Below are 22507 nucleotides of genomic sequence, written 5' to 3'. Positions count from 1 at the left end.
GAAGACGGCCGAGACCGGGCGCGAAGTCGAGCGGATTGCGGCCCGTATTGCTGCGGCAGCCGAGGGGGATTTCCGAACCGACTCCGCTCTAGGCGCGAAGCGTTGGCGTGCCGCAGTGATCGGTAACTACGCCAAGCACGGGGACGCTTCGGGCACCAGGGCCGCTCTACTCCGCAACCTGCGGGGTGGCGGGTGAGCCTTCCCGTGATCGTCATGCCGGACGCTGTGGCGGTCACCACGGGCTATCTCCGGACCGTCCTCGCGGCAGCCGGCGAGCCCGTACCGGTTGTCTCCCGCATCCCCTCGCCTCGCCCCGTGCGGTTCCTACAGGTGCAGCGGCTCGGGGGTACGCGGCAAACACCGGTGTCCGACTCCGCTCGGCTCGACTTCCACATGTGGGCCGAGACCGAAGCGGCAGCACATGACCTGTGCGCCCTGGTGCGCGGACTCCTCGGGGCAATGCCCGGAGTACGCGGCGGGGTGGCGGTCTACAGCGTGACCGAAGTTGGGGGCCCGCAATGGCTACCCGACGAGAAAACGAGTGCAGCGCGCTTCGCATACGCCGCTGACATTCACGTGCGTGGTCGAGTGCTCGACACTCCGAAGCCCGCCTAGAAATCAAATCCATTTACGTTCAAGGGGACACCCATGCCACTTTCCGCTAATGCGGTTCGCGTCGCCATTACTGGCGCCGCCTATGTTGCACCGCCCAAGACCGCTGGTCTGCCGACCGACGCGGTTACAGCTTGGCCGGCTGCCGTCAAGGATATCGGTTGGATCTCGGATGACGGGATCACCGAATCCAACTCGACGGACGTTACGGAAATCAAGGGCTGGCAGGGCGGGCAGACCGTCCGCAAGGTCATCAGCTCGTCCGAAGTGTCGTTCTCGTTTACGGCCATTGAGTCGAGCAAGACGGTTCTTGAGCTTTACCACAAGGGCTCGAAGGTGGTTACCGCTTCCGGTAAGTCGGTTCTTGCCATTAAGGCTCCGGGCCCGGACCGCCGAGTCTTTGGCTTCGACCTCGTGGACGGGGATGCGCATATCCGCATCGTCATTCCGGACGGCGAGGTAACCGAGACCGGAGATATCACCTACAAGGGCGACGAAGCGATTTCGTACGAGCTCACCATCACTGCTTACCCGGACGCTTCGGGCACGGTCGCTATCAAGTATTCCGATGACCCCGCATGGGGCGTGTAGCAGAAACGTTCCGCCTTGATCTACCAGCACAGCACAACCCACGGGGGATTTACTAATGAGCACAACTTTTAACCTGGACCTTTGGGTCCGAGAGGCACGGCGCGAGCCTTTCCGCTTCACCCTCGCCGAGGACGAGTACACAATGCCGTCCGCAGGCGAGATCGATAAGAGCATCCTTGAAACCGTCAACGTCGTGAATCCGTCTACGGGCGATATTACGACGCTGCTGCGGACCGGTCTCGGCGAACAGTGGGACCGCTTCAATGCGCTGCCCCTGCCGCTTGCCGCAGTCGGCGAGCTGTTCCGGCAGTGGCAGAACTACGAGGGTGCGCCGCTGGGGGAATCTCCGGCCTCCTCCGACTCCTGAGTGACCACGGGGAGGCCATAGAAAGCGACCTACAGCGCTACTACGGCACGGATATCCGGGATGTTCACCGCCCTGATTCGGGGCTCACATGGCGCCGTGTGCGGGCTCTGATATCCCATCTGCCCGCAGACTCCGCACTTGCCCGCGAGATGGCCGGCGAGGACGCGGGATGGACGCTGCAAACGCATCTCCTGGCGGCCGTTCATGACCGCCTCGCCGAGGGGAATTGGCAGCGTGGCAACGCAGGCTCTAAGAGTCCGTCCCGCCGCCCTACGCCGCTTCCCCGCCCTGGTCTAAGGCCCGGTCGGATCGGCGGAACACAGCGCACACCGCAGGAAGTTGCCGAGTTTCTCGTTCGCCTCCAGCCCGGGGCGGGTGACGCGTAGTGGCCGTGGAAGTAGGCATGGGCTATGTGTCCATCGTTCCCGAAGTCGAGGGCTTCGCGGGACAGCTCCAGCGGGAAGTCACGGCCCCCGCAGAGACAGCGGGTCAAGAGGCCGGAGCGACAGCCGGCGAGGGCTTCACGGGCAAGATGGGCGGAATCCTTAAAGGCGGGCTCGCTGCGGTCGGCATTGCCGCTGCGGCAGTCCTCGCCAAAGGCTTCATAGACGCTCTGGATCAGACCGCTATCAACGGAAAGATTCAGGCACAGCTCGGCTCGACTCCGGCGGAAGCGGCCAGGTACGGAAAGGCTGCCGGACAGCTCTACGCACACGGCGTAGGGGAAAGCGTCGCGGAAGCTGCGGACGCGATATCCGGCGTCATGCGAGCGGGCATCCTTCCGCCCGATGCGACCAACGCGCAGATTGAGGCGATTACCGGGAAGGTCAAGAACCTTTCCGACACTTTCGAGCTCGACCTAGGCCAGACGAGTAATGCCGTTGGGCAGATGCTCAAGAACGGTCTAGCTAAGGATGGGGCGGAAGCGCTCGACATCCTGACTGCCGGAATGCAGAAGATGGGTCCGCGTGCCGATGACATGGCGGACACGTTCAACGAGTATTCCACTAAGTTCCGGGATCTCGGTCTGTCCGCTGCGGACGCCATGGGGCTCATGTCCCAAGGAATGTTGGCGGGTGCCCGAGATACGGACATCGTTGCCGACGCTCTGAAAGAATTTCAGATCAGGGCGACGGACGGCAGCAAGGCCAGTACCGATGCGTATGTTGCTATCGGGCTCAATGCCGCAGAGATGACTAAGAAAATCGCTGCGGGTGGCCCTGGCGCCAAGCAGGGTTTGCAGCAAGTCCTAGACGGCCTGAAAGCCATTAAGGACCCTGCCGAACGTAGCGCCGCAAGCGTAGGGCTTTTCGGAACGACGTCCGAGGATCTCGGGCAGGCGCTTTACGCACTGGACACGACTACGGCCGTCAAGGCCATGGGTGAAACTGCGGGTGCTGCCGACAAAATGGCGGACGCGCTGCACAACAATGCGTCGGCCAAGATTGAGCAGTTCAAGCGCACGGCTGAGGTAGCGGTTACCAACTTCATTGGCGACAAGGTGTTGCCGCCGCTCATCAGCTTTGCGAGTACGGCGAAAGATGTTCTCGGTCCCGCACTCGGTACGGCTCGGGATATGGTCGGCGGTTTCCTTTCCGCTTTCTCGTCCGGGGCCGGCGGATCGTCCATTGCGGGTTTCGGGCAAACTCTGCTCGGTCTCGGAATGACGATCCGTGACGCGGTAACCCCGAGCGTGACCGCGCTGGTTACACAGTTTCAGACCAGCGTACTTCCCGCACTGCGGGGTGTTTGGGCGGTGGTTTCGAGGCAGGTCATTCCCGCTTTCATGGCGTTCTATAGCGCGCTATACAGCTCTCTGGCGCCGATCGTCACGCGGATTGTTCTGATCTTCACCGAGACCGTGATACCGGCCCTGATGCGGATTTACGCGACCGTATACGAGAAGGTGCAACCGGTCCTTGCGGCCCTTTCGGATTTCATCACCACGCGGGTTGTGCCTGCGGTGCAGATGATCGGCGGAAAGCTGCAAGAGCTGTTCGAGAAAGCGCAGCCTGTCATATCGGTCATCGTCACGGTGATTGAGTGGCTGGCAAAGCTCGCCGCGAGCATTCTTAGTGTCGTGATTCCGGTCATTCTGCGACTTGCGGGACCGATCTTTTCGGGATTGTTCTCGGCTATTGGTACAGCCATCGGCTGGATATCCAACATCATCGGGTGGATCGGCAGTCTCGGACAGGCCTTTGTCGGGGCCGTTCGCTGGGTGGCCGACTTCGGCCGGAACGCGATAGCGAAACTCGATGAATTCGCACGCTGGATGGACGGGCTAGGCCCGAGGATTCGCGACGGGCTAGGCGACTTCGGAAACTATCTCGTCGGCAAGGGCGCCGATTTGGTCCGGGGCCTTTGGTCGGGTGTTCAGAGTATGGGCGCTTGGCTGCGGGACAAGCTCATTAGCTGGGCTCGCAACACCATTCCGGGGCCGATTGCTGACGCGTTGGGCATCCATTCGCCTTCCCGTTTGATGCGGGATGAAATCGGCCGTTGGCTTCCCGCCGGTATTGCCGAGGGAATCGACGACGAACAATCGGCGCTGGACGCACGCCTACAGGCAATGGTCACCGTGCCCGATATCGGCTCGGTACGGGCAGCCGGCCCGGTCCGCCTCGCCAACGAATCCAGCGCAAAGGACAAAGCCCTAGCGGCAGTCCTGCGGGCTCTAAAGAACGACCAAGGACGCGAAATCGTCGTCAAGGTCGGAGAGCAAGAGATAGCCCGCGCAGTGGAGTACGGGCAACGTCAGCTAGCTAGGAGGTGACATTTTGAGTTTGTGGATCGGGCGCCTAGGTGCGCTGCGTGAGATCACCGATGGTGCGGAAATGGACCGAAGCCCCGAGCTTGGAGTTACCGAATTCCGGTCGCTCGGCGGTGGCGTGACCACCTGGGCGCCCCCCACACAGCCGCGCCGACTGTCCCTCTCATGGGACGCAATGCAGCCTGAGCAGGCATACCACATTGACCGCCTCGCACGGCGCGTAGACGGCCCCGGACCAATTCAGGTGGTAGATCCGGGCTCGGACAACTGGCTTACGGCTACACACGGTTCGGGGCGGATTATGCTTGCGACTCAGGACGAGTGGATTCATGATCCGGCGGTCATTTTCCCTCCGGCCTCGCTGGATTGGGACATCCTCCGGATATCCATGCCAGTATCCGGCGGCAGTATGCGCATTCAGTACAAGCGACCAGACGGCACACCGTACCCGGTAGCCCCGGGAATGCAGGTTAGCTTTTGGGTCCCTGGAATGGTCGGAGCCGCTAACGAATGGCGGTACTACTTCCAGACCGCGACGGGTGCCAGCGTTTCGTCAACAGGGAGCACAGGCGCCAAAGTTGACCGCCCGTTCATTGCCACAGCCCCGGAGGATGCCGTCTACGTCGTCCCCGTGATGTGGTTCAACAAACCGTTTGTAGACCTACCCATGACCGGGGCGGTACTGCGTGAGGCACACCCCGAGGACGTCACCGCCCGGACCGTCAAGCGGCAGGGATTCAGTGCGGCCATGCAGGCCGGCACGGGACCGGCCACGGACTACACCGCCGGTACCGGGGTCACGCTGTCCGTCAGTGGCGGTAAGGCCATGCTCGTCAGCTCGGGTGCCAACTCCACTTTGAGTTTCGGTACGGCCACTCGTTTCGCGGTCAATCCGGGCGAGCTCGTAAGCCTGACGCACGCGGTTCCGGGGGCGACTACGACCACGCTCCTTTGGACGGACAGCGCGGGCGCCATCGTCACTCAGTCCCGAGACACGGCGATAGGCCGAGCACCCGCAGGAGCGTCCTTTGTGTGGCCCGTGGTGGAGCTCGGGGCAGTCACTCCGGCTACGGCCATCGGGGCTGCCTCGCTGGAGATTTTCGCCGCTCCGTCTGTCCCGCCGGGCGAGGGGATGCGGCCCTACTCGATTACGGGCTACTCGCAGTCGTCAGCGGCCGGGACCGCAGACCAGCGGTCCGTATCGCTAGAGCTCGTGGAGGTGGCGACGTGAAGATGACGATGCCGCTCATCACGGCAGCCCTTGGACAGGGTGAGCGCACCGCCTCGCACTCGGTCCGCCTCGCCGGCCGCGAGCTCGGCGCGCAAGTGCAGTCCTGGTCTCTGGACCGGGCGTACGCAACAGACCTGCCAGCGAGCATGCGGGCATTCTCGGGGAGCTCGTCCGCACAGCTTGACGTGACCCTCGCAGGGACCGGAGGAAAGCCCGCTCCGGCCCTTTACGGCCCGTGGGCTCCGAGGGCAACAGGGGACATCGTCCGCCCGCGTCAGTCAGTGGTGCAGGCATGGGGCGTCGCCGGCTACCCGCTCGATTCCTTCCGGGGCACGGTGCGGTCTCGTTCGGCGAGCTCGGGCGAGGACTCAGTCAGGATTTCCGCGCTGGACGGAGCCGAGCGACTGCGCTTCCCCGCCCGACTGCCGCGCCCTGACAGGGTGTTGGCCAACGAGCTCACGTTCGGAATCGCCACGAGTTGGGTTGCTTCCCCGGTATGGGTTGTGGACCACCTGCTACGGCTCGGCGGCATCCACACGTGCCCGCCCCCACGGTCGACGTCGATTCTCTATGCCTCGCTGCATGGCGGAGTCGCCCCGAACATCGGCTACTTGGAAGGTACTTCGGGGCTGTGGGCCTACTGGACTGACTACAAAGCGCCCTGGGAATCAGCCGCACTCGGCGACGACCGAATATCTGATGCGGACTACATTCCGCGAACGAAACCCGTAAACCGCCGCTCCGATGGGCTGTGGCTCGAACACTGGCTAGATACCACAGGGAACACGACGTCGGATGAGGGTATTGCCCGAATCCACACAACGTGGATTGCCAACGGTTTTGGGCGCTGTTACGTCACTATGGAAGCAAATTTCAAGACGGGGAAGCTTACCGTCTGGAATGGGACCAGCGCCGATTACAACGCCAATCAAGCTCTCCAGTGGACGTACGACCCGCTTAAGGCGCCGGGACTCTGGCATATCGGGTGGTGGCTTTCCTGGTCGTCCACCGGAGTACCGACCCTTTCGCCGGTGGTTACAAATCAGATCGGCATCGTGCAGACATTCAGCGATGCAGTATTGAGCGCTACCCCGGTCCCGCCCGCGAATCTGGATCAGGTTCGGCTGTCCATCAAACAGATACGGGCCGAATGCTTTCAAGTCTCACAGCAGACCAGCCGACCCAACACTCCCGCCGAATTCAGTCAGGCCGGAACATGGAAGCGTGGGGCTTCCCTCAGCAAGCCCCGGTTTCCGCTGGAGAACATTCCGCGCGTCGAAGGAAGCGCATGGGATGTCATCACGCAGATAGCCAAGACAACGCTTGCAACGGCCGAATTCGACAGCAACGGGTTCTTCCGGTGGCGGGACCACACACGGTGGGAAACCGTCCCTACGCAACCGGCTCTAACGGTTTCGTCTACTCGTGAACTGGCATCGCTGACGGTGGGCGAGGAGATCGACGCGTGCCGGAATTATGTGGCCGTGAAATGGTCCAACTGGGGGCGCGTGAAAGGTGACCAGCTAACCCCGGTAGCCGAAGCCCGCACGGGTACGGCCATTGCAGCCGGAGCCACGCTGACACGGGTACTGCCCATTGGTGAAGATCAATGGGACCCGCGCACTCCCAATGTCTATGTGGATCGACTGCCGGACTGCGTAGCGATCAAGGCAACGTCGGACAGCGATTCTGCGGGGGTATACGGGGCGGTAGAGGTGACGCTCTCCCGCGACGGTGGGCAAGTCAGCGTGTCCATGCGTAACCGTGCGACGTACACGGTCTATTACCACGGCCTGAGTGCCTTTGCGCGGACCACATCGACTGACAGCCCATCCGGGCCCACGGACACGCTGACCACGGCTCAGAACACGACGTCGCAGCGTTCATACGGAGTGCAGACCTACGAGCACCCCGGAACAGATTGGGTCCAGTATCGAGACTCTGCCGCAGACCTAGCGAGCGCGATCCTGGCAGCCGGCGAGTACCCGATTCCCTCGCTGCAATCCGTGGAAATCCTCGCCGACCCTCGCCTAGAACTAGGCGACGTGGTGCGCGTTGTGGATCGCACGGGGGCAGCACTCGACACGCTTGCATGGGTTGTCGGCATCAAAACCAGCGGGGGCGACGACGGACGCGTGACGCAAATCCTGACGCTACGGGGAACCAAAGCCAACGGAATTCCGGCTGATACGGGGCTCGTCCCCGATCCGCCCACCAATCCGAACGCGCCCCCGCCATAACAAGGGGGATGAATGGCAGAACGAGACAACGAAAACCGGCTCGGCGTAGTCGAGATCGGCGCACGCGAAATCTATGACGAAGTAGTCGGGCTCCGCGAGGACATGCGATCCGTTGCCGAAAAGGGCGAGGAACTACGGACCGACGTGGACGACCACGAAACCCGAATCCGGGACCTTGAACGGTGGCGATACGCAATGCCTATCGCTGCGGTCTCTGGAGTCGTAGCCGCAGGCGTGACCGTCGCAAAGGCTACCGGCAAGGCATAACCGCACAGCACAGCACACAGCCCCGTATCCGGGCTTACCGCGCGGGGCTTTTTCGTGCCCGAAATCAGGGGGAAACTTAATGCAGTTTGTAACGCGGGCCGAGTGGGGCGCCCGTAAGCCCGACAACGGTCATACCCGAGTGGCTACCAATCTCGGGGTGAAGATTCACTATCTCGGCAGCCCCTACACCGCCGGAGACCACAGCACGTGCGCCGCTTACATGCGGCGTGTTCAGCGCGACCACATGGACGGAAACGGTTGGGCCGATTTCGCCTACAACCTTGCCGTCTGCGAGCACGGATACGTCTTCGAGGGCCGGGGCGCCAACGCGCAGAATGCCGCGAACGGAAACACGACCCTAAACCGCAACCATTTCGCGGTATTGGCATTCGTTGGTTCCTCGGGCCACACCGCTCCGACTGCTGCACAGGTCGACGGCATTAAGGACGCAATCGGTTACCTGCGGCAGCACGGGGCCGGACGGGAGATCCGAGGACACCGCGACGGATACGCGACGAGTTGCCCCGGCGGTCCGCTGTACGCGCTCGTCCAGTCCGGTGCGCTGGAGCCCGGTACCGGCCCGTCCAAGCCCGACCCGCAGAAGTTCGCGCCGTTCCCCGGGGCTGCCTGGTTCAAGGGCTCGCCTCGCTCGCCGCTCGTCACGGCCATGGGTCGCCGGCTCGTCTCCGAGGGGTGCAGTCGCTACAGCGACGGGCCCGGTCCGCAGTGGACCGACGCAGACCGACAGAGCTACGCGGCATGGCAGCGCAAGCGGGGTTTCAGCGGCTCCGACGCGGACGGGTGGCCCGGTAAGTCCACGTGGGACGCACTGCGCGTGCCTGCGATCTAACACAACCAACTGAGGGGATTCTCAATGCAGTTCGTCAAGACTCATCCGGCCCGGATCTACGCGGTACTCGTTGCCGCGCTCGCCCTGGTCGTCCACTATGCTCCGGCGCTCCCGTCCGCGCTCATTCTCGGACTCGCTGCGGCGGTGCTCGGTATCGGCGAGGCGGTACAGCGGACCGAGGACGTTAAGACCGCCGTAGCCGGCGAGCTCGGGCAGATCGAGGAGCACCAGGCCGACACCGAGTGAGCTACAGGCACGTAGCCCTGATGGGTCGAGCGGGGGCCGGGAAGGATGCGGCTGCCGCTCGGCTCGTTCGGGCCTACCAGTTCACGCGGGTGGCGTTTGCCGATCCGCTGCGGGCTGCCGCCCTCGGGCTTGACCCCATTATCGGCAGCGAGCCGACCGGATACGGCCCTATCCCGCTCCGCCTGTCTGACGCTGTACGGCGTCACGGATGGGACCGGGCCAAGGAGGCCCCGGAAGTTCGGCGCACGTTGCAGCGGCTCGGGGAGTCCGTCCGAGCTCACGATCCCGAGCACTGGATTCGCCTCGCCCTCGCCAAGGTGGACGTTGCGGACCGGTGGGGCCTGCCCGTGGTCATCACGGACGTGCGTCATCCCAACGAAGCGTCCGCGCTGACCCGCCGGGGCTTTCTGCTCGTCCGTGTGGTCCGCCCTGGTGCTCCCGGTCCAGCCGGCGAGGACCAGCGGCAGCACGTGAGCGAGACCGCGCTAGACGGTTACCTGGCAGACGCCGAGCTCGTCAACGGCGGCACGCTCGCCGAGCTGCACCAGGGCACTGACCGCCTCGCTGTACGGCGCTGACCTACCAGCGTTACGGGGTGGCGAGAGTGACCCGTCTTCCCCTTCTTTCTTATTTTTTCTTGTGATTCAAAAAAATAGGAAAGAACCGTCACTCTGCCACCCCTCTCAACCCACTAACCCCCGAGGGGACACCCATGCCCGGACAGATCCGCACTATCAAGCGCAGTGGCTCGCGCTACTACATCAGCCCTGAGACCGCCGAAAAGGTTCCTGGGGTCACATCCGTTGTCGGGATGCTGCCAAAGCCGTTCCTGACGTTCTGGGCGGCTCGTATGACCGCTGAAACGGCCGTCGAGAATCTCGACGCGGTGCGAGCTATCGCTGAGCGGGACCCCGCCGGAGCGATTGACTTTCTGCGGAACTCCCATACCCGGTACACCAGCCTGCGGGCAAAGGTCGGAACGGACGCACACGACCTATTCGAGCGCATGATCCGGCTGGAGGAAATCGGCCGGGTGCATCCGGACCTTGAACCGTACCGGCTCGGTTTCGCTGAGTTCCTGCTCGCTGTGCGTCCACAGCTCATCAGGGCCGAGGACGTGTGTTGGTCGGACGAGCACGCTTACGCAGGCAGCTTTGACGCCATTGTGCGCGTGAGGCTCGGTGAGGACGGAAAGCCCGATCACGAAAACGGCGAGTGGCACACGCTGCTAGTCGACTGGAAGACGAGTAAGAGCGCCTATCCGGACGTTGCCCTACAGCTCTCGGCATACGCGCACGCTGACCGGATTGTTTCGGCTGATGGCACTTCCGAGCCCATGCCGAAGTTGGACGGGGCCGCAGTTCTCCACATCACTCCGGAGGGTTGGGTGTTCAAGCCCGTTCGGATTGACGAAGAGATTTTCAATGTCTTTCTCACACTGCGGCACGTTTTCCAGTGGGACCGCGAGATTTCCAAGACGGTATTTGGCAGCCCGATTGCGCAGAGCGTCCGCCGGCTTATCACCGGAACGCAGCGTAGGGCGAGCTAACACCCAGTACCGAGCACCAGGCGACCCGCAACGAATGCGGCTCGTCTTTTTTCATGCCCAAAACCAGGGGGATTTCAACACATGGCACTTCGCATTTTCGAGACCGACCCGAACGCCAAGCCTAAGGGCTCGTTTTCCGATGACACCGTTGGCCGATTCCACGGCGGTAAGCAGGAGAACGGTATCCCCGTTGCTCTCTCCGAGTGGCGCGTGACTACCGGAGATCCGGAAGTTGCCGACGCTATTGCACAGCTCATGGGCGGCTCCGCAGTGGAAACCGATTCCACGTCGGAAAACTTCATCGAGATTCTGACGACCACCAATAAGGTCAAGGTCGTTCTTTCCGGTCCGAACGCTATCTCTTCGGACCTGAAGCTGTGGAACAGCTCGCAGCTTATCCACCACTGCGACGGGGTGGAGTTCCTTTCTCCGGACGAAGATCGGGGTATGCCGTGCCGCTGCCCCGCTCTGATGGAGGACCGTAAGGCCGCAGCGAAGTCTAAGCGCGGTCCGTCTCCGTCGATTTCGGTTCTGTTCCGCCTCGCCGAGGATTACGACCTCGGGCTGTTCCGATTCCAGACGGGCTCTTGGAAGCTCGCCGAGGTTCTTCACGAGGTAGAGAACGCTCTTGAAAAGGTCGGGGGCGAGGCTCTCGCGACCATTGAACTTGAGCTGGTCGAGTACACCACTAAGACGGGCCGTGACGTGTCGTACCGAAAGCCCGTGATCAAGGTTCTCAAGTCCTGGTCGGACGCTGTGGCCGAGCCCACTTTCTAGCCGGCCGAGGGGTCCCGGGGCGATCCTCGGGGCCCCTTCCTATTCAAGGGGGAAGCGCAATTCCGATCCTGGAACTCTGCGCGGGATACGGGGGGATCGGCCGGGCCGTCGAAGCTCTGACCGGGGACAGAATCGGTTACGTGGCGGAAGTTGATCCGTACGCGTCCCTGATCCTGGCCACCCGATACCCGCACGCGCCGAACATCGGCGATATCACGCAATACGACTGGTCTCAGCTTAAAGGCCGAGTCGAAATCATTACGGCAGGTTTCCCCTGCCAGGACATTTCTAACGCGGGCAAGAGGGCGGGCATTCATGGCGAAAGGTCGGGTATTTGGGAAAGCGTCCTCGGGGCCGTTCGCGTTCTTCGACCACGGCTCGTTTTCCTGGAGAACGTATCCGCCATCCGAAACCGAGGCATGGCGCATGTACTCGGGGGCCTGGCCGAGAGCGGGTATGACGCGCGCTGGTGTTGCTTCCGAGCGTCCGCTACTGGAGCCCCCCACATGCGAGATAGGTGGTTCTGTATCGCCACCCCTGTTGCCGACTCCGACAGCCTCCGACGCATCGCGCGGACCTGATTTCGCAAAGGCTGAAAGGGCCGGAGCCGGCGGGGACGATCTCGTTACCGCAGTAGCCCGAATCTTCGATAAGGACCGGGCCCACAAGCTGTTCAAAACCCCTACGGCCAATCTCGGCTCGAACGGGGCGGCGCAGCATCCGGATAAGCGGCGTGCGGGAGGGCACGGTCCGAATCTCGATGATGAGGTTTCATTCCTGCTGCCGGTAGATCCGGACGTTGCCGAGGAAACCCCGGGCGCCTTCCACAGCCCGCCGGAATGGTGGGCAGAGTTCGGGCCCGCTGTGCACCGTTGGGAAACCCTCTTGGGCACCCCTGCCCCTATTCCGGTGGAGTTCGGCCCCCGGGGTGGACGTCGCCTCGCATCGGTCTTTGCCGAGTGGCTTATGGGACTTCCCCGAGGGTGGATCACGCACATTCCGGGACTCAATCGAGCACGGCAGCTTAAGGCGGCCGGTAACGGCGTCGCATCGCAGCAAGCGTTTACGGCCTATCTGCATCTACTGAACTACAAGGAGGAACCGAGGAATGGGTAAGCGGGGAGTCGTTACCGATTATGCGGGCGAGGAACTCTATAAGGGCGATCTAGTCGCCTACGCGGCTCGGCAGGCCAACCGTGTGCGCATGGCTGACGCCATTGTGGACAAGGTGACCGCGCGTCTTGTCGATGGCCGGCTAAGGCCGATGCTGCGAATCAATCCGACCGGAACAGAGTCCGGATTCGCGAAGCGCCGTTCTCTCCGAAAGGAATGGATCAGCTCGGAACACGTCCGGCTGATTGTCCCGGGCGAGCGAGACCAGTAACAGCACAAGAGAAAGGGCCGGAGAAACCTTACGGGGTAACTCCGGCCCTTTTGCATGGGGGGAACTATGAAGCTTGCAGTAACAGAACACCAGGCGCCCGCACTAGGCGAGATCCGCACACTCGGGCGGGGTGACGAGCTGTACCTGATGACCGGTTGGAAGAACCGTAGGGACTGGATTCGGATTCTCGCTGCGGCAGCGCACGCGATGGCTCGGGGCGCACAGATTCACCAGGGGGCCGACCGTGGCTAACCCCAATAAGGCTCGCGGCACCGCATGGGAAAGCAGCGTACGGGACTACCTAAACCGGTTCCTCGGGCTCGTAGACGAGTCTGGGACGTTCCGGGACCCATTCCATCCGGGCAACGTCCGTAGGGCCGCACAGGAGGGTTCTAGGGATGTTGGGGACGTTCATGCCCCCCCGTTCATCCTGGAATGCAAGGACGTGAAGTCTCCGGCCGTTCCCGCGTGGATTCGACAGGCAGAAATCGAAGCAACGCACGCGGGATTCCCCTACGGGCTCGCCGTGCGAAAGGTACGGGGGGCGAGCGTCGAAATGGGCCGTGTGCATGTGTCGGTGAGGACGTGGACGCGTATTCGCCTCGCCCTCGGGATGCCGACGCAGGAGTTTGCCGCGCTGTACGGCTGGTCTGTCTCGCTGCGGGGTCTCGACTCCGGCCGCTGGTACATGACGACGACCACACGGGATCTCGGACACCTGATCAACGACTACCGAGCGAACGTCACCACGGCGGGAGCGTTCCGTGATCTTCGCTGACCTACTCCGCCGCTTTGAGAGCGTGACCGAGGAGGCAGACTCTGGATACGTCGCGTTGTGCCCCGCACACCCTGACTCGCGCCCGTCTCTCCGTATCTGGCGAGGCACTGACAACAAAGTACGGATCACCTGCCGAGCCGGCTGTCAGACCGCAGACGTGATCGCAGCGGCTCGGCTCACGTGGGGCGATCTCTTCGACGTGAACGGGCCTGGTGCCGTAGTTCCTGCGGACCGCCCGAAGCTGGTTCCCGTCGCACTGACTGCCTCGCTCGCCGCGTACGCGGATCGGGCCTCGCTCGCCCTTGCGGACTTTGCCGGCGACTGGCCGCAGCGAGCTCGCACCTACCTTGCCGACCGCTTCGGGCTCGACCTAGAGACCGCTGCGGATCTCGGGCTCGGCGTGGACCACGGGAACCAGGCCGAGGGCTTCCCGTACGTGTCCCGTGCCTACCAGGCCTATCCCCGCCTTACGGTTCCGCTGGTCGGATTCGACGGCGTCACCAGGGGCCTACAGGGCCGGGACTTGACGGGCGAGTGTCCGGGCCGATGGCTGTCCCTCGCCAACCCGCGCGGCCACCGTTGGGCCCCGTACGGCGTGATGCGGGGGCAGGGCGGATACAGCACGGTCCTGATTACCGAGGGGCCCGGAGACGCGCTTACGGCCGTGGCGGTTGGCTACGACGCAGTGGCCGTACGCGGTGCCTCGCTCGCCGGCTCGCCCGAGCTGGTTGCCGAGCTCGCCGAGGGACTGCGCGGACAGCTCGTCATCCTGTGCGGGGACGCTGACCGTGCGGGCTCGGGATTCTCGCAGCGTCTCGCCGAGGGACTGTCCGACCACGGGGTCACGGCATACGTGCTCGATGTCCCGCATCAGGGCGATGACCTGACCGACTGGCGTGCACGCAACCCGAGCGCGTTCCCCGCCGAGCTGCACCGTGCCGTTAAGTCGGCTCGCCCTGTACGTCAAAGCGCTGACGTACAGGCTGACGAGCGGTCCGCCGAGCTCGCCAACCGGACCGGCGCAGACACCGTGTCCCGGGGCCAAGGCGCCGAGGCTGCCGAGATTCTGTCCAAGCTCGTCAGCACGTATGGCGAGAGCGACGCAATGAACGCTCACGCGCTCGTCGCATGGTCCGGGGGCCGTATTCGGTACGCGGCAGGGCTCGGTTTCTATACGTGGGACGGACGCGTTTGGGTCCGCTCCGATATGCGGGTGCGGCAGGAAATCCATCGCATGGGGGCCGCGCTCGTCCTCGCCGGACAGAATCAGCTAGCGCGCGGATTCACCATGACCTCACGCATTGACGCACTGCTGACCGAGCTTTGTTCCGTTCCCAACGTCAGCATCGAAGCAACGGACTTTGATGACCGCCCCGACGTACTCAACTTCCGTAACGGGACAGTCGATTTGAAGACGGGCCGGCTGCGCCCTCACGACCAGGCAGACCTACTGACGTACCGGCTCGACGTGGATTACGTCCCGGACGCACAGTGCCCGCGTTGGGAATCGTTCCTCGCCGAAGTCTTTCCGAACATGTCGGAGATGCCCGCCTACATTCAACGGCTCATCGGCTACGGGATCACGGGTCACACCACAGAGCAAGGTTTCGGCGTGCTGTGGGGGAAGGGGGCGAACGGTAAGAGCGTGCTTGTGGACACCATTACGTCAGTGTTCCGCAGCATCACCCGAACGACTCCGTTCAGCACATTTGAAGAGCGGAAGAGCGGCGGCATTCCGAACGATGTAGCGGCATTGCGCGGGTCTCGGCTCGTCATGGCATCCGAGGGTGAATCAGGTAAGGCCATGTCGGAGTCAATCATTAAGCGCGTCACCGGTAAGGACATGATTGCGGCAAGGTTCCTCCGGCAGGAATATTTCGAGTTCAAGCCCTCGTTCCTGCTACTGCTCGCCACGAACCACAAGCCCAAATTCCGGTCGCAGGATGAGGGGCTGTGGCGACGCGTCAAGCTGATTCCCTTTAAGCGCTGGTTTGCACCGCATGAGCGGGACCCCGAGTTGGACACGAAGCTACTGCGCGAGGCCGAGGGCATCGCAGCGTGGGCCGTACACGGGGCCGTTGACTGGTACCGGGGCGGGCTCCGGGACCCGCAGCTCATTACGAGCGCAAGCCAGGAATACCGCGAGACATCAGACCCGCTCGCCGGCTTCCTGCCGGGCATTCTTGACTGGGCAGACGAAACAGTCGTAATGAACGGAAACGACGCGTTCAACTTCTATTTGGACTGGTGCCAGGAAGAGAATTTGCCCGCAAAGGAGCAGTGGACACGCCGTGCCTTTTACGACGCGATGGAAGAACGCGGGGCAATCCGGAAGCGCACAAACAAGGGGATCGCACTTGGCGGCCTTCGGCTCGCGGACGAAAGCCCCGACGCAGTAGGTCCGGGAATCTTCGGAAAGTAGAAACGGCATCCAAGGGGGCTGCTCACCTTAACGGGTGGGCGGCCCCCTTTTTTATTTCACAGGGGAGACATGATCACCTATCGACACCAGCTAGCCGGTGAACCTGTCACGGTTCACGTGCCGGAAACCACGGAGGATCTCGGCAAATTCTGGAAGTGGTTCTACCGAGCGCGAGCGCGGGGCGCAATTGCCGTGGACACCGAGACGACAGGTCTCGACATATTCAGCCCAACCTTTCGGCTCCGCACGGTGCAATTCGGCGACGAGCGGAACGCATGGGTGATCCTGTACGAGCGGGGCGCGCCTTTCGCAACGTACGCCCGTGACGCACTCCAGCGCTCCCGAGAAATCCTGATCCACAACGCAGCCTATGACTGGCTCGTACTCGGGCAGTGCGCCGGAATCCCGCTGGAAGAGCTCGCACCGTACACAACGGATACCCGCATCCTTGCCGCGCTCTGCGATCCGCGCCAACCGTCCGAGGGCGGGGCAGGAACGGCGCTCAAGCCTCTTGCAGCCCGTTGGGTGGACCCTTCCGCCCCGGACACTCAGGGCGGGCTTACAAAGGTATTCAGGTCCCTTGGGCTGACCAAAGAGACCGGATGGGCGGGAATCCCGCTCACGAATCCAACTTATCTGCTGTACGCGGGACTTGACGTGTTGCTCACTGCGCGTCTGGCTCCGATGCTCCGGCGGGAGCTCGCACGGCTCGGGGTCCGCGAGGACCTGGTGAGCTACGAACACCAAATCGCCGAGCTGTGCGCGGTTATGCAGCGGCGGGGACTCCTCGTTGACCAGGAGTATGCGGTCCCGCTCGCTCGCCGGCTCGCCGAGGAGGCAGCCGAGCACAGCGCCATAGCGGCCCGGTACGGGGTGTCCTCGGTGGGCAGCCCGGGGCAGGTAGCCGAAGCACTACAGGGCATGGGCGAGACGCTCACAGAGCGGACCGACTCCGGGGCCGTCAAGGTCGATAAGGCCGTACTGCTGCCCTTGGCGGACCTTGACCGGGACTGGCAGCGCATCGGCGCGAGGAAACCAAATCCCGTTGCCCATGCGGTACTTCACGCGAAGCGCGCCAACAAGTGGGGCGTGAGCTACGCCGAGCGGTTCATGTCAAAGCTCGACACTGCGGGACGAATTCACCCGACGATATCGCCGCTGGCTGCGAGGACGGGCCGGATGTCTGTCACGGACGGGCTGCACCAATTGCCGAGCTCGGACCACGTAATTCGCCGCGCCATTCTTGCCGAGCCCGGACACGTCATGATCAGCACCGACTTTCAGGCAGTCGAGATGCGCGTGTTGGCAGCCCTCGCAGACGTCAAAGCCATGAAATCCGGATTCGTCAGCGGCGGCGACAGCTTCGACATTCACGAATACACCGCGCGCCTAATCAAGGGCGACGCTGCCACCCCGAAGGATCGAAAGGTTTTTAAGGGAGCCGGGTTCGGAAAGGTTTACGGGGGCGGCGTCCAGACGATTGCACGTCAGACCGGGGCGTCAGAAGCAGAGATTGCGCAGGCGGTCACGGCCTATGACCGAGCCTTTCCGGAGATCAAACGGGCGTCCTCGCGATGGCGGCGACAGGCTTTCCAAAACGGCATGGTATTCGTTTCGGCGACGGGCCGCAGGCTTCCACTGGACCGGGACCGTACATACGCCGTGGTTAATTACGCCTGCCAAAGTGCAGCGCGTGACGTCCTCGGAATGGCCATGCTGAATGTCCAGTCGGCTGGTCTGCTCGAATACTGCCGCTTGCCTATTCATGACGAGCTGTTGGCGTCAGCACCAGCCGGCGAGGCGGAAGAGATTGCCCGCGAGTTCGAGAGGTGCATGACGTTTCCGCTGTACGGCGTGCCCATCGTGGCGGGCGCCGAGATTGGCGGACGGTCGTGGGGCTCGCTGTACGGGGCCGACTTCTGATCACAGAGTGCCGCCTTACGAGCGGTTTTCCGCAACGCTGCGTAGCCGAAAAGCGGCCTTATTCAGACCCGCGAGACCGCTTGGCGGTTGTGCTGATTTGAGTCACGGCGTGATTACAGATCCTCGCCCTGCGGGTGCTTTCGACTACTCGCTGTCTATGGATTTGGTAACGGTATAACCCCCCGTGACGTGTCGGTAACGGCTCCACTGTCAATGAACGCCTATCTGTCATAGACACGCCCGATGCTCCCGTTATTACCGATTGTTCGATCAATTTCGCATTCTTAGATTTGTTGTCAAGCAGCGAAACAGGCAATGCGCAAGCCCCGTCCTGCTAACCCGGGACGGGGCATTTCTATGCCCTTTTTCAAAGCGCATTGAGCTAGAGCGGCGGATCCCTTTGCGACCCCGTGCGCTCCGTTCCGGGAATCTGCCCCTCCCTACAGAGGGGCATCACATCCCACTTGGAACGGTGCCTCTTGACTCAGCTCACGCATGCCCAGATTTCTGCCGCCAAAGAGAATGACCTTGAAGCGGTGTCGGCAATAGTTCGGGAGACCGAAGAGTACGTGTCCCGTCGCGCCCTACGGTTTGCGAGCACTAGCGGGCATTCTGACAGTGATTTGGTCGAAGATCTGACGCAGGTCGGACGCATAGCAATCTGGGAATCCCTTGCAGGTTTCTCGGGCTCGGAGCCGACAGAGTTCATGACCTACCTTGGCCGCATCGTGAGCCGAGCTATGGCCGATGCGCGCCGAGCAGCTACACGCCCTGGCGTTGACCCATTCATTGCAAAGGCGTTCGAGGACGCCATATGCATGGCAGTGGGTGACCCGTACGAGGCCGAACGCATAGCGGCAACAGACGCAATGGGAAGAGACAGGATGAGCAAGGATCTTGCCCATGCTGCACGCATTTCCTGGATGGGTAATGACTCGCTCGACCGGCCCTTTAACGTCGATATCACCGGAGAAAACATCAGCTTGGGCGACGTGATCGCCCAAGAAATGGAAATTCCGACCGAACTGGTCGAGCCGCGAGACGTGGCCACCCATCGCCGGAACGTCATACGAGACCAGGTTCACAAGACGCTCGGCGTGCTCTCGGACCGTCAACGGCACGTACTGAAAGCGGGGTTCGGGATCTCCCCCGTGCCGCAGTACCGCCCCGGAGTCGATGACGCTGAATTGGCCGATTACATGGACGTCACCCCGTATCAGGTGCAGCAAGCACGCACCAAGGGAGCCACTCGGTTCCGCACCCTGTACCAGGCTGGTGCGCAGTCATGGTGAAGACGTGCAGCAAGTACGGCGAAACCAAGCCCTACAGCGAGTTCTACGCGTCAGCCGGGACGCGCGACGGACAGCGCAACCCTTGCAAGTCATGTTGTCTGCGGCGGCAAGCGAATTACGACGCTCGCGCAGACGTACAGGCTGCCCGCCGCGAATACCGACAGGCGAACGCAGTGGCGATAGCCGAAGCGCGGCGACGCTGGCGACTGGCCAACCCCGAGTTGCATGCCGCCCGTTCCGCCGAGTGGAAGCGTGCCAACCCCGATGCTCACGCGCGCCACAAGTCCAAGGATCGGGCCCGCCGTTACGGTGCCGAGCATGAGCCGTACAGCCGTGCCGAAGTGTTCGCACGGTGGGGCTCGCGCTGCTGCTACTGCAACGAGCCCGCGACGAGCATTGACCACGTGGTGCCCCTCAGCCGTGGGGGCCATGACGTCGAAGCGAATGCGGTTCCGTGCTGCAAGTCGTGCAACTCCAGCAAGGGCCGCAAGACCCTCGCAGAGTGGGCGGCGTCATGATCACGCTGCGGACTCACGATGGCGGAACGGTCGAGATCACCCGCTCCGGGACCCTGGTAGACATCCACGTCCGTGATGCTTCGGGACGGAGCGTAGCCACGGTGACGCGTCGAGCCGGCGAGGGACGCGACGCTCTCGGGGAGTACCTTGCCCGCCCAGTTTACGCCTCGCTCAACTGGTCTGTACCAAAGGTGCGTTGAGGGCAATCGAACGCACGCACGAATCTTGGACCGGCCAACAACCCTCGTTAGCATGCTCACTTAACGTCACTAGATTCCGCTACCAGCGGACATTGATCCCCTCGCTTCGGCGGGGGGATTCTTGCGTTGTCAAACTTTCACTTGTCACGGAGTGGTCACGACGGACTCACCCGTACAACCTATTCGCAGGTCAAGAAGTCGAAGCATCGGAGTTGACCGTGATCATTTCGTTACCGTGAACGCGTTCGAAAGTTCCTGGCCGTTGTCGGACCCGTGCTCTAGGGTCTGGGACATGGTTACGCACAGCGAAAGGTTTGCCGTTGAGTCATACGTGATAGTTCCGGCCACGGGGGATCACGGATGGGGCACTAGCGGGACATGGCAGGACTGTCCCGAGATGCCCGGAAAATTGGGGGAGGGTGTTGTGTCGTCATGTTCAGACCTGCGGACCGTCATCGGGACCGCTGGGGGTGTTGTCGCACGGATGCTGCTGGGGGCGAGCTATCCCGCGTTTCGGATGCTGACGCGGTACAGGCGGACGGGCGGGCTCGCCGGCTCCGTCCACTACCAGCGGTGCAGCGATAGCGGGCTTTGGGTGATGTGGGATGAGGTGTGGACAGCGTGCGAGTGGGGGCAGCACGCTCCCTCGGTCCCCGCGTCCACTTCCACGCTGGGGGTTGCAGCGTGAGCGCCCGGATTTTTGTCCTCGGGCACCAGGAGCGCGACGCAGCATCGGCGGACATGTTCAGGCTCGCCGCTGTGATCGTCCGTGCGGGGCTCGCCGATCGGTACGGAGTCAGTACCCGCCGCATCGTCGGCAACCGGGGTGACGATGGGTGGGGCGTGTACCTCACGGACCGGGCGCCGGATCAGACTCCGCCGGACGGTCTCTCGTTCGCGCCGCTCGCTGCCTGACACAGCAAAGCCCCGCCGCTCCGAAGGGGGTGGAGTGGCGGGGCCTGGTGCGCGAGCTCGGGGGTCAGAGCGCGCCGAGCTCGTCAGCCTTGACAGCCGTGACGAACGCGCTGAACGCGGCGGCAGGGAAGGACAGGACCGGGCCGGCTGTGACCTTTGAGTCTCGAACGGGGACCACGCCGTGTGCCCCGGCAAGGTTGGTAGCGACCTCCACGCAGTCACCGCCGTTGGCGCTGTAAGAGGACGTGAACCAGCGAGGGGATGTCGTCACGGGGTGCCCTTTCGTACCTCATGGATCATGGCCACGGATGCCGCTTGGGGCAGCGATTCGGCCTGTAGGTGATGGTAGCCCGCCAGTAGAGGCAGAACCGCAGTGCTCTCGCGGTCGACGTGCCCTTGCGCGTGAGTCTCGGCGTACGCGACCAACGATCGGTCGCCCAAAGTCAGCAGGTTGACCGGCAGGTGGAACGGTCGCCGCTCGCCTATGGCAAAGGGTGCTACTTGCAGAACGCTGTTCGGTAGTTCGGCGAACGCGGCCAGCTTTTCCAACTGCGCGGCCATGATCGCTGGACCGCCGATCGGGCGCAAGATGCAGCTTTCATCCATCACGACAAGCAACATCGGTGGCTGATCTCGGGTCAGAGTCGCTTGCCGTTGCATCAGGAACGAGACACGTTCTTCGGCCTGGTCAGGAGTGATGGAGCCGCGCCGTATGTCGCTCGTGGCCAGCGCCCTTGCGTACTCCGGTGTCTGCAACAGTCCGGGGACGATTCCGATCTGAAACAGCCGGATTTCCACGGCGCGACCCTCGTAGCCGACGTACTCCGGGAACCCTTCGAGTAGTACGCCCTGGTGAATCCGGCGGGACTCACGCTCGAAGGAGTCCGCCGAGTCGGCGAGTCCAAACACCGCGTCAGCGCGTCTCGCAAATTTGACAGTTGCAGCTCGGGTGGCATTTTCAACCCCGGAAATATGCGAACCGGAGTAGTCCATACGCTCGCCGAGCTCGGGCAAGGTCCACCCGTGTTCTTCGCGCAACCTGCGTAAACGTACGCCGAACGCGGCACTCGGACCCGCGTCGGGGTCTAGCTCGTTTCTGTTCATGGCGACTTCCCCAACTCTCAGTCAGGAAACGGGAAGTTGATAGTTCTCAGAGCGTAGGTCACGCTGACGGGGCTTGGTAGTGGAACGGCTACGGAGAGGAGCGGTCATGCTCGGAACCGCGTTCGTCATGCACGTCCCGGTACGGCTCGCCCTCGCTGTGGCGGTCGCAGAACACCGGTTGCACCAGCGCTTCCCCCGACTCGTACGGGCGCTCAGTCCGCACTCGCCGGCGAGGAGCGAACCGTTCGCCGAGTTACAGCGGCTGGAGACGGACCCCGCGTTCCGTGCGCAGTTCCGCGCCGAGCTCGACACGGCGATCGTCCAGAACGCGGAAGCGGCCCTACTCGACCTGCGGAACGCGATCCGTCCCGACTCCGAGGAGCGTGCGGCGTGAAGCGGGTGTTCGGGCTGGTAGACCATCGCATTCGTAGGCACCCCGGAACGGTCCCGCTCGTCGGGGCGCGCTGC

20 protein-coding genes are annotated in these 22507 nt (G+C 63.0%); 18 read left to right on the top strand and 2 right to left on the bottom strand.

Annotation, left to right across the window (positions count from 1 at the left end; translation table 11 throughout):
- Positions 1-648 precede the first annotated feature (648 nt).
- The 17 genes from ACIQZO_RS13810 to ACIQZO_RS13730 all read left to right on the top strand — a co-directional run bounded on the left by ACIQZO_RS13810 (position 649) and on the right by ACIQZO_RS13730 (position 20935).
- Positions 649-1203, top strand: coding sequence for a hypothetical protein (locus ACIQZO_RS13810; RefSeq protein ID WP_403624871.1), 555 nt, complete (start codon positions 649-651; stop codon positions 1201-1203).
- Between the two features lie 55 nt (positions 1204-1258).
- Entirely contained in the window at positions 1259-1570 is a 312-nt protein-coding gene (locus ACIQZO_RS13805) for a hypothetical protein (RefSeq protein WP_403624868.1), read from the top strand.
- A 403-nt stretch (positions 1571-1973) separates the two neighbouring features.
- Positions 1974-4346: a phage tail tape measure protein gene (locus tag ACIQZO_RS13800; RefSeq protein WP_403624865.1), complete on the top strand. Its 2373-nt coding sequence runs from the start codon at positions 1974-1976 to the stop codon at positions 4344-4346.
- Between the two features lie 1224 nt (positions 4347-5570).
- On the top strand, positions 5571-7814 hold the full coding sequence (locus tag ACIQZO_RS13795) for a hypothetical protein (RefSeq protein ID WP_403624863.1): 2244 nt from the start codon (positions 5571-5573) through the stop codon (positions 7812-7814).
- A 12-nt stretch (positions 7815-7826) separates the two neighbouring features.
- Entirely contained in the window at positions 7827-8081 is a 255-nt protein-coding gene (locus ACIQZO_RS13790; protein WP_403624860.1) for a hypothetical protein, read from the top strand.
- A 157-nt stretch (positions 8082-8238) separates the two neighbouring features.
- The gene (locus ACIQZO_RS13785) at positions 8239-8931 is read left to right on the top strand and encodes a peptidoglycan-binding protein (protein WP_403624857.1); all 693 of its coding nucleotides are present in this window, start codon (positions 8239-8241) and stop codon (positions 8929-8931) included.
- Positions 8932-8955: 24 nt separating this feature from the next.
- A complete protein-coding gene (locus ACIQZO_RS13780; RefSeq protein ID WP_403624854.1) occupies positions 8956-9177 on the top strand; it encodes a hypothetical protein in 222 nt (73 codons plus the stop codon).
- An 89-nt stretch (positions 9178-9266) separates the two neighbouring features.
- Complete coding sequence (locus ACIQZO_RS13775) at positions 9267-9755, top strand: hypothetical protein (protein ID WP_403624851.1); 489 nt, start codon at positions 9267-9269, stop codon at positions 9753-9755.
- Positions 9756-9889: 134 nt separating this feature from the next.
- The gene (locus ACIQZO_RS13770) at positions 9890-10726 is read left to right on the top strand and encodes a hypothetical protein (RefSeq protein ID WP_403624848.1); all 837 of its coding nucleotides are present in this window, start codon (positions 9890-9892) and stop codon (positions 10724-10726) included.
- 81 nt (positions 10727-10807) lie between these two features.
- Positions 10808-11503: a hypothetical protein gene (locus ACIQZO_RS13765; protein WP_403624845.1), complete on the top strand. Its 696-nt coding sequence runs from the start codon at positions 10808-10810 to the stop codon at positions 11501-11503.
- Complete coding sequence (locus tag ACIQZO_RS13760; RefSeq protein ID WP_403625043.1) at positions 11470-12084, top strand: DNA cytosine methyltransferase; 615 nt, start codon at positions 11470-11472, stop codon at positions 12082-12084. The genes ACIQZO_RS13765 and ACIQZO_RS13760 overlap by 34 nt, the downstream gene beginning before the upstream one ends.
- A gap of 1380 nt (positions 12085-13464) precedes the next feature.
- A complete protein-coding gene (locus ACIQZO_RS13755; protein WP_403624842.1) occupies positions 13465-13665 on the top strand; it encodes a hypothetical protein in 201 nt (66 codons plus the stop codon).
- A gap of 157 nt (positions 13666-13822) precedes the next feature.
- Positions 13823-16087: a phage/plasmid primase, P4 family gene (locus ACIQZO_RS13750; protein ID WP_403624839.1), complete on the top strand. Its 2265-nt coding sequence runs from the start codon at positions 13823-13825 to the stop codon at positions 16085-16087.
- Positions 16088-16156: 69 nt separating this feature from the next.
- Positions 16157-18010, top strand: a complete 1854-nt coding sequence (locus tag ACIQZO_RS13745; RefSeq protein WP_403624836.1) for a DNA polymerase — start codon at positions 16157-16159, stop codon at positions 18008-18010.
- Between the two features lie 479 nt (positions 18011-18489).
- The gene (locus ACIQZO_RS13740; RefSeq protein WP_403624833.1) at positions 18490-19302 is read left to right on the top strand and encodes a sigma-70 family RNA polymerase sigma factor; all 813 of its coding nucleotides are present in this window, start codon (positions 18490-18492) and stop codon (positions 19300-19302) included.
- Entirely contained in the window at positions 19296-19820 is a 525-nt protein-coding gene (locus ACIQZO_RS13735; protein WP_403624830.1) for an HNH endonuclease, read from the top strand. Before ACIQZO_RS13740 ends, ACIQZO_RS13735 begins: the two co-directional genes overlap by 7 nt.
- Positions 19821-20704: 884 nt before the next feature.
- Complete coding sequence (locus ACIQZO_RS13730) at positions 20705-20935, top strand: hypothetical protein (protein ID WP_403624827.1); 231 nt, start codon at positions 20705-20707, stop codon at positions 20933-20935.
- A gap of 64 nt (positions 20936-20999) precedes the next feature.
- Here the strand turns inward: ACIQZO_RS13730 and ACIQZO_RS13725 are convergent, their stop codons facing one another.
- Together ACIQZO_RS13725 and ACIQZO_RS13720 are read right to left on the bottom strand one after the other, a co-directional pair.
- Positions 21000-21206, bottom strand: coding sequence for a DUF397 domain-containing protein (locus tag ACIQZO_RS13725; protein WP_403624824.1), 207 nt, complete (start codon positions 21204-21206; stop codon positions 21000-21002).
- On the bottom strand, positions 21203-22039 hold the full coding sequence (locus ACIQZO_RS13720; RefSeq protein WP_403624821.1) for a helix-turn-helix transcriptional regulator: 837 nt from the start codon (positions 22037-22039) through the stop codon (positions 21203-21205). Before ACIQZO_RS13720 ends, ACIQZO_RS13725 begins: the two co-directional genes overlap by 4 nt.
- 106 nt (positions 22040-22145) lie before the next feature.
- Here ACIQZO_RS13720 and ACIQZO_RS13715 point away from each other — a divergent pair, with 106 nt between their 5' ends.
- Entirely contained in the window at positions 22146-22433 is a 288-nt protein-coding gene (locus ACIQZO_RS13715; protein ID WP_403624818.1) for a hypothetical protein, read from the top strand.
- Positions 22434-22507: the final 74 nt, after the last annotated feature.

This window comes from Streptomyces sp. NPDC097617 (assembly GCF_044761485.1).
GTDB lineage: Bacteria > Actinomycetota > Actinomycetes > Streptomycetales > Streptomycetaceae > Streptomyces.
This window is presented reverse-complemented; position numbering and strand designations above follow the sequence as displayed.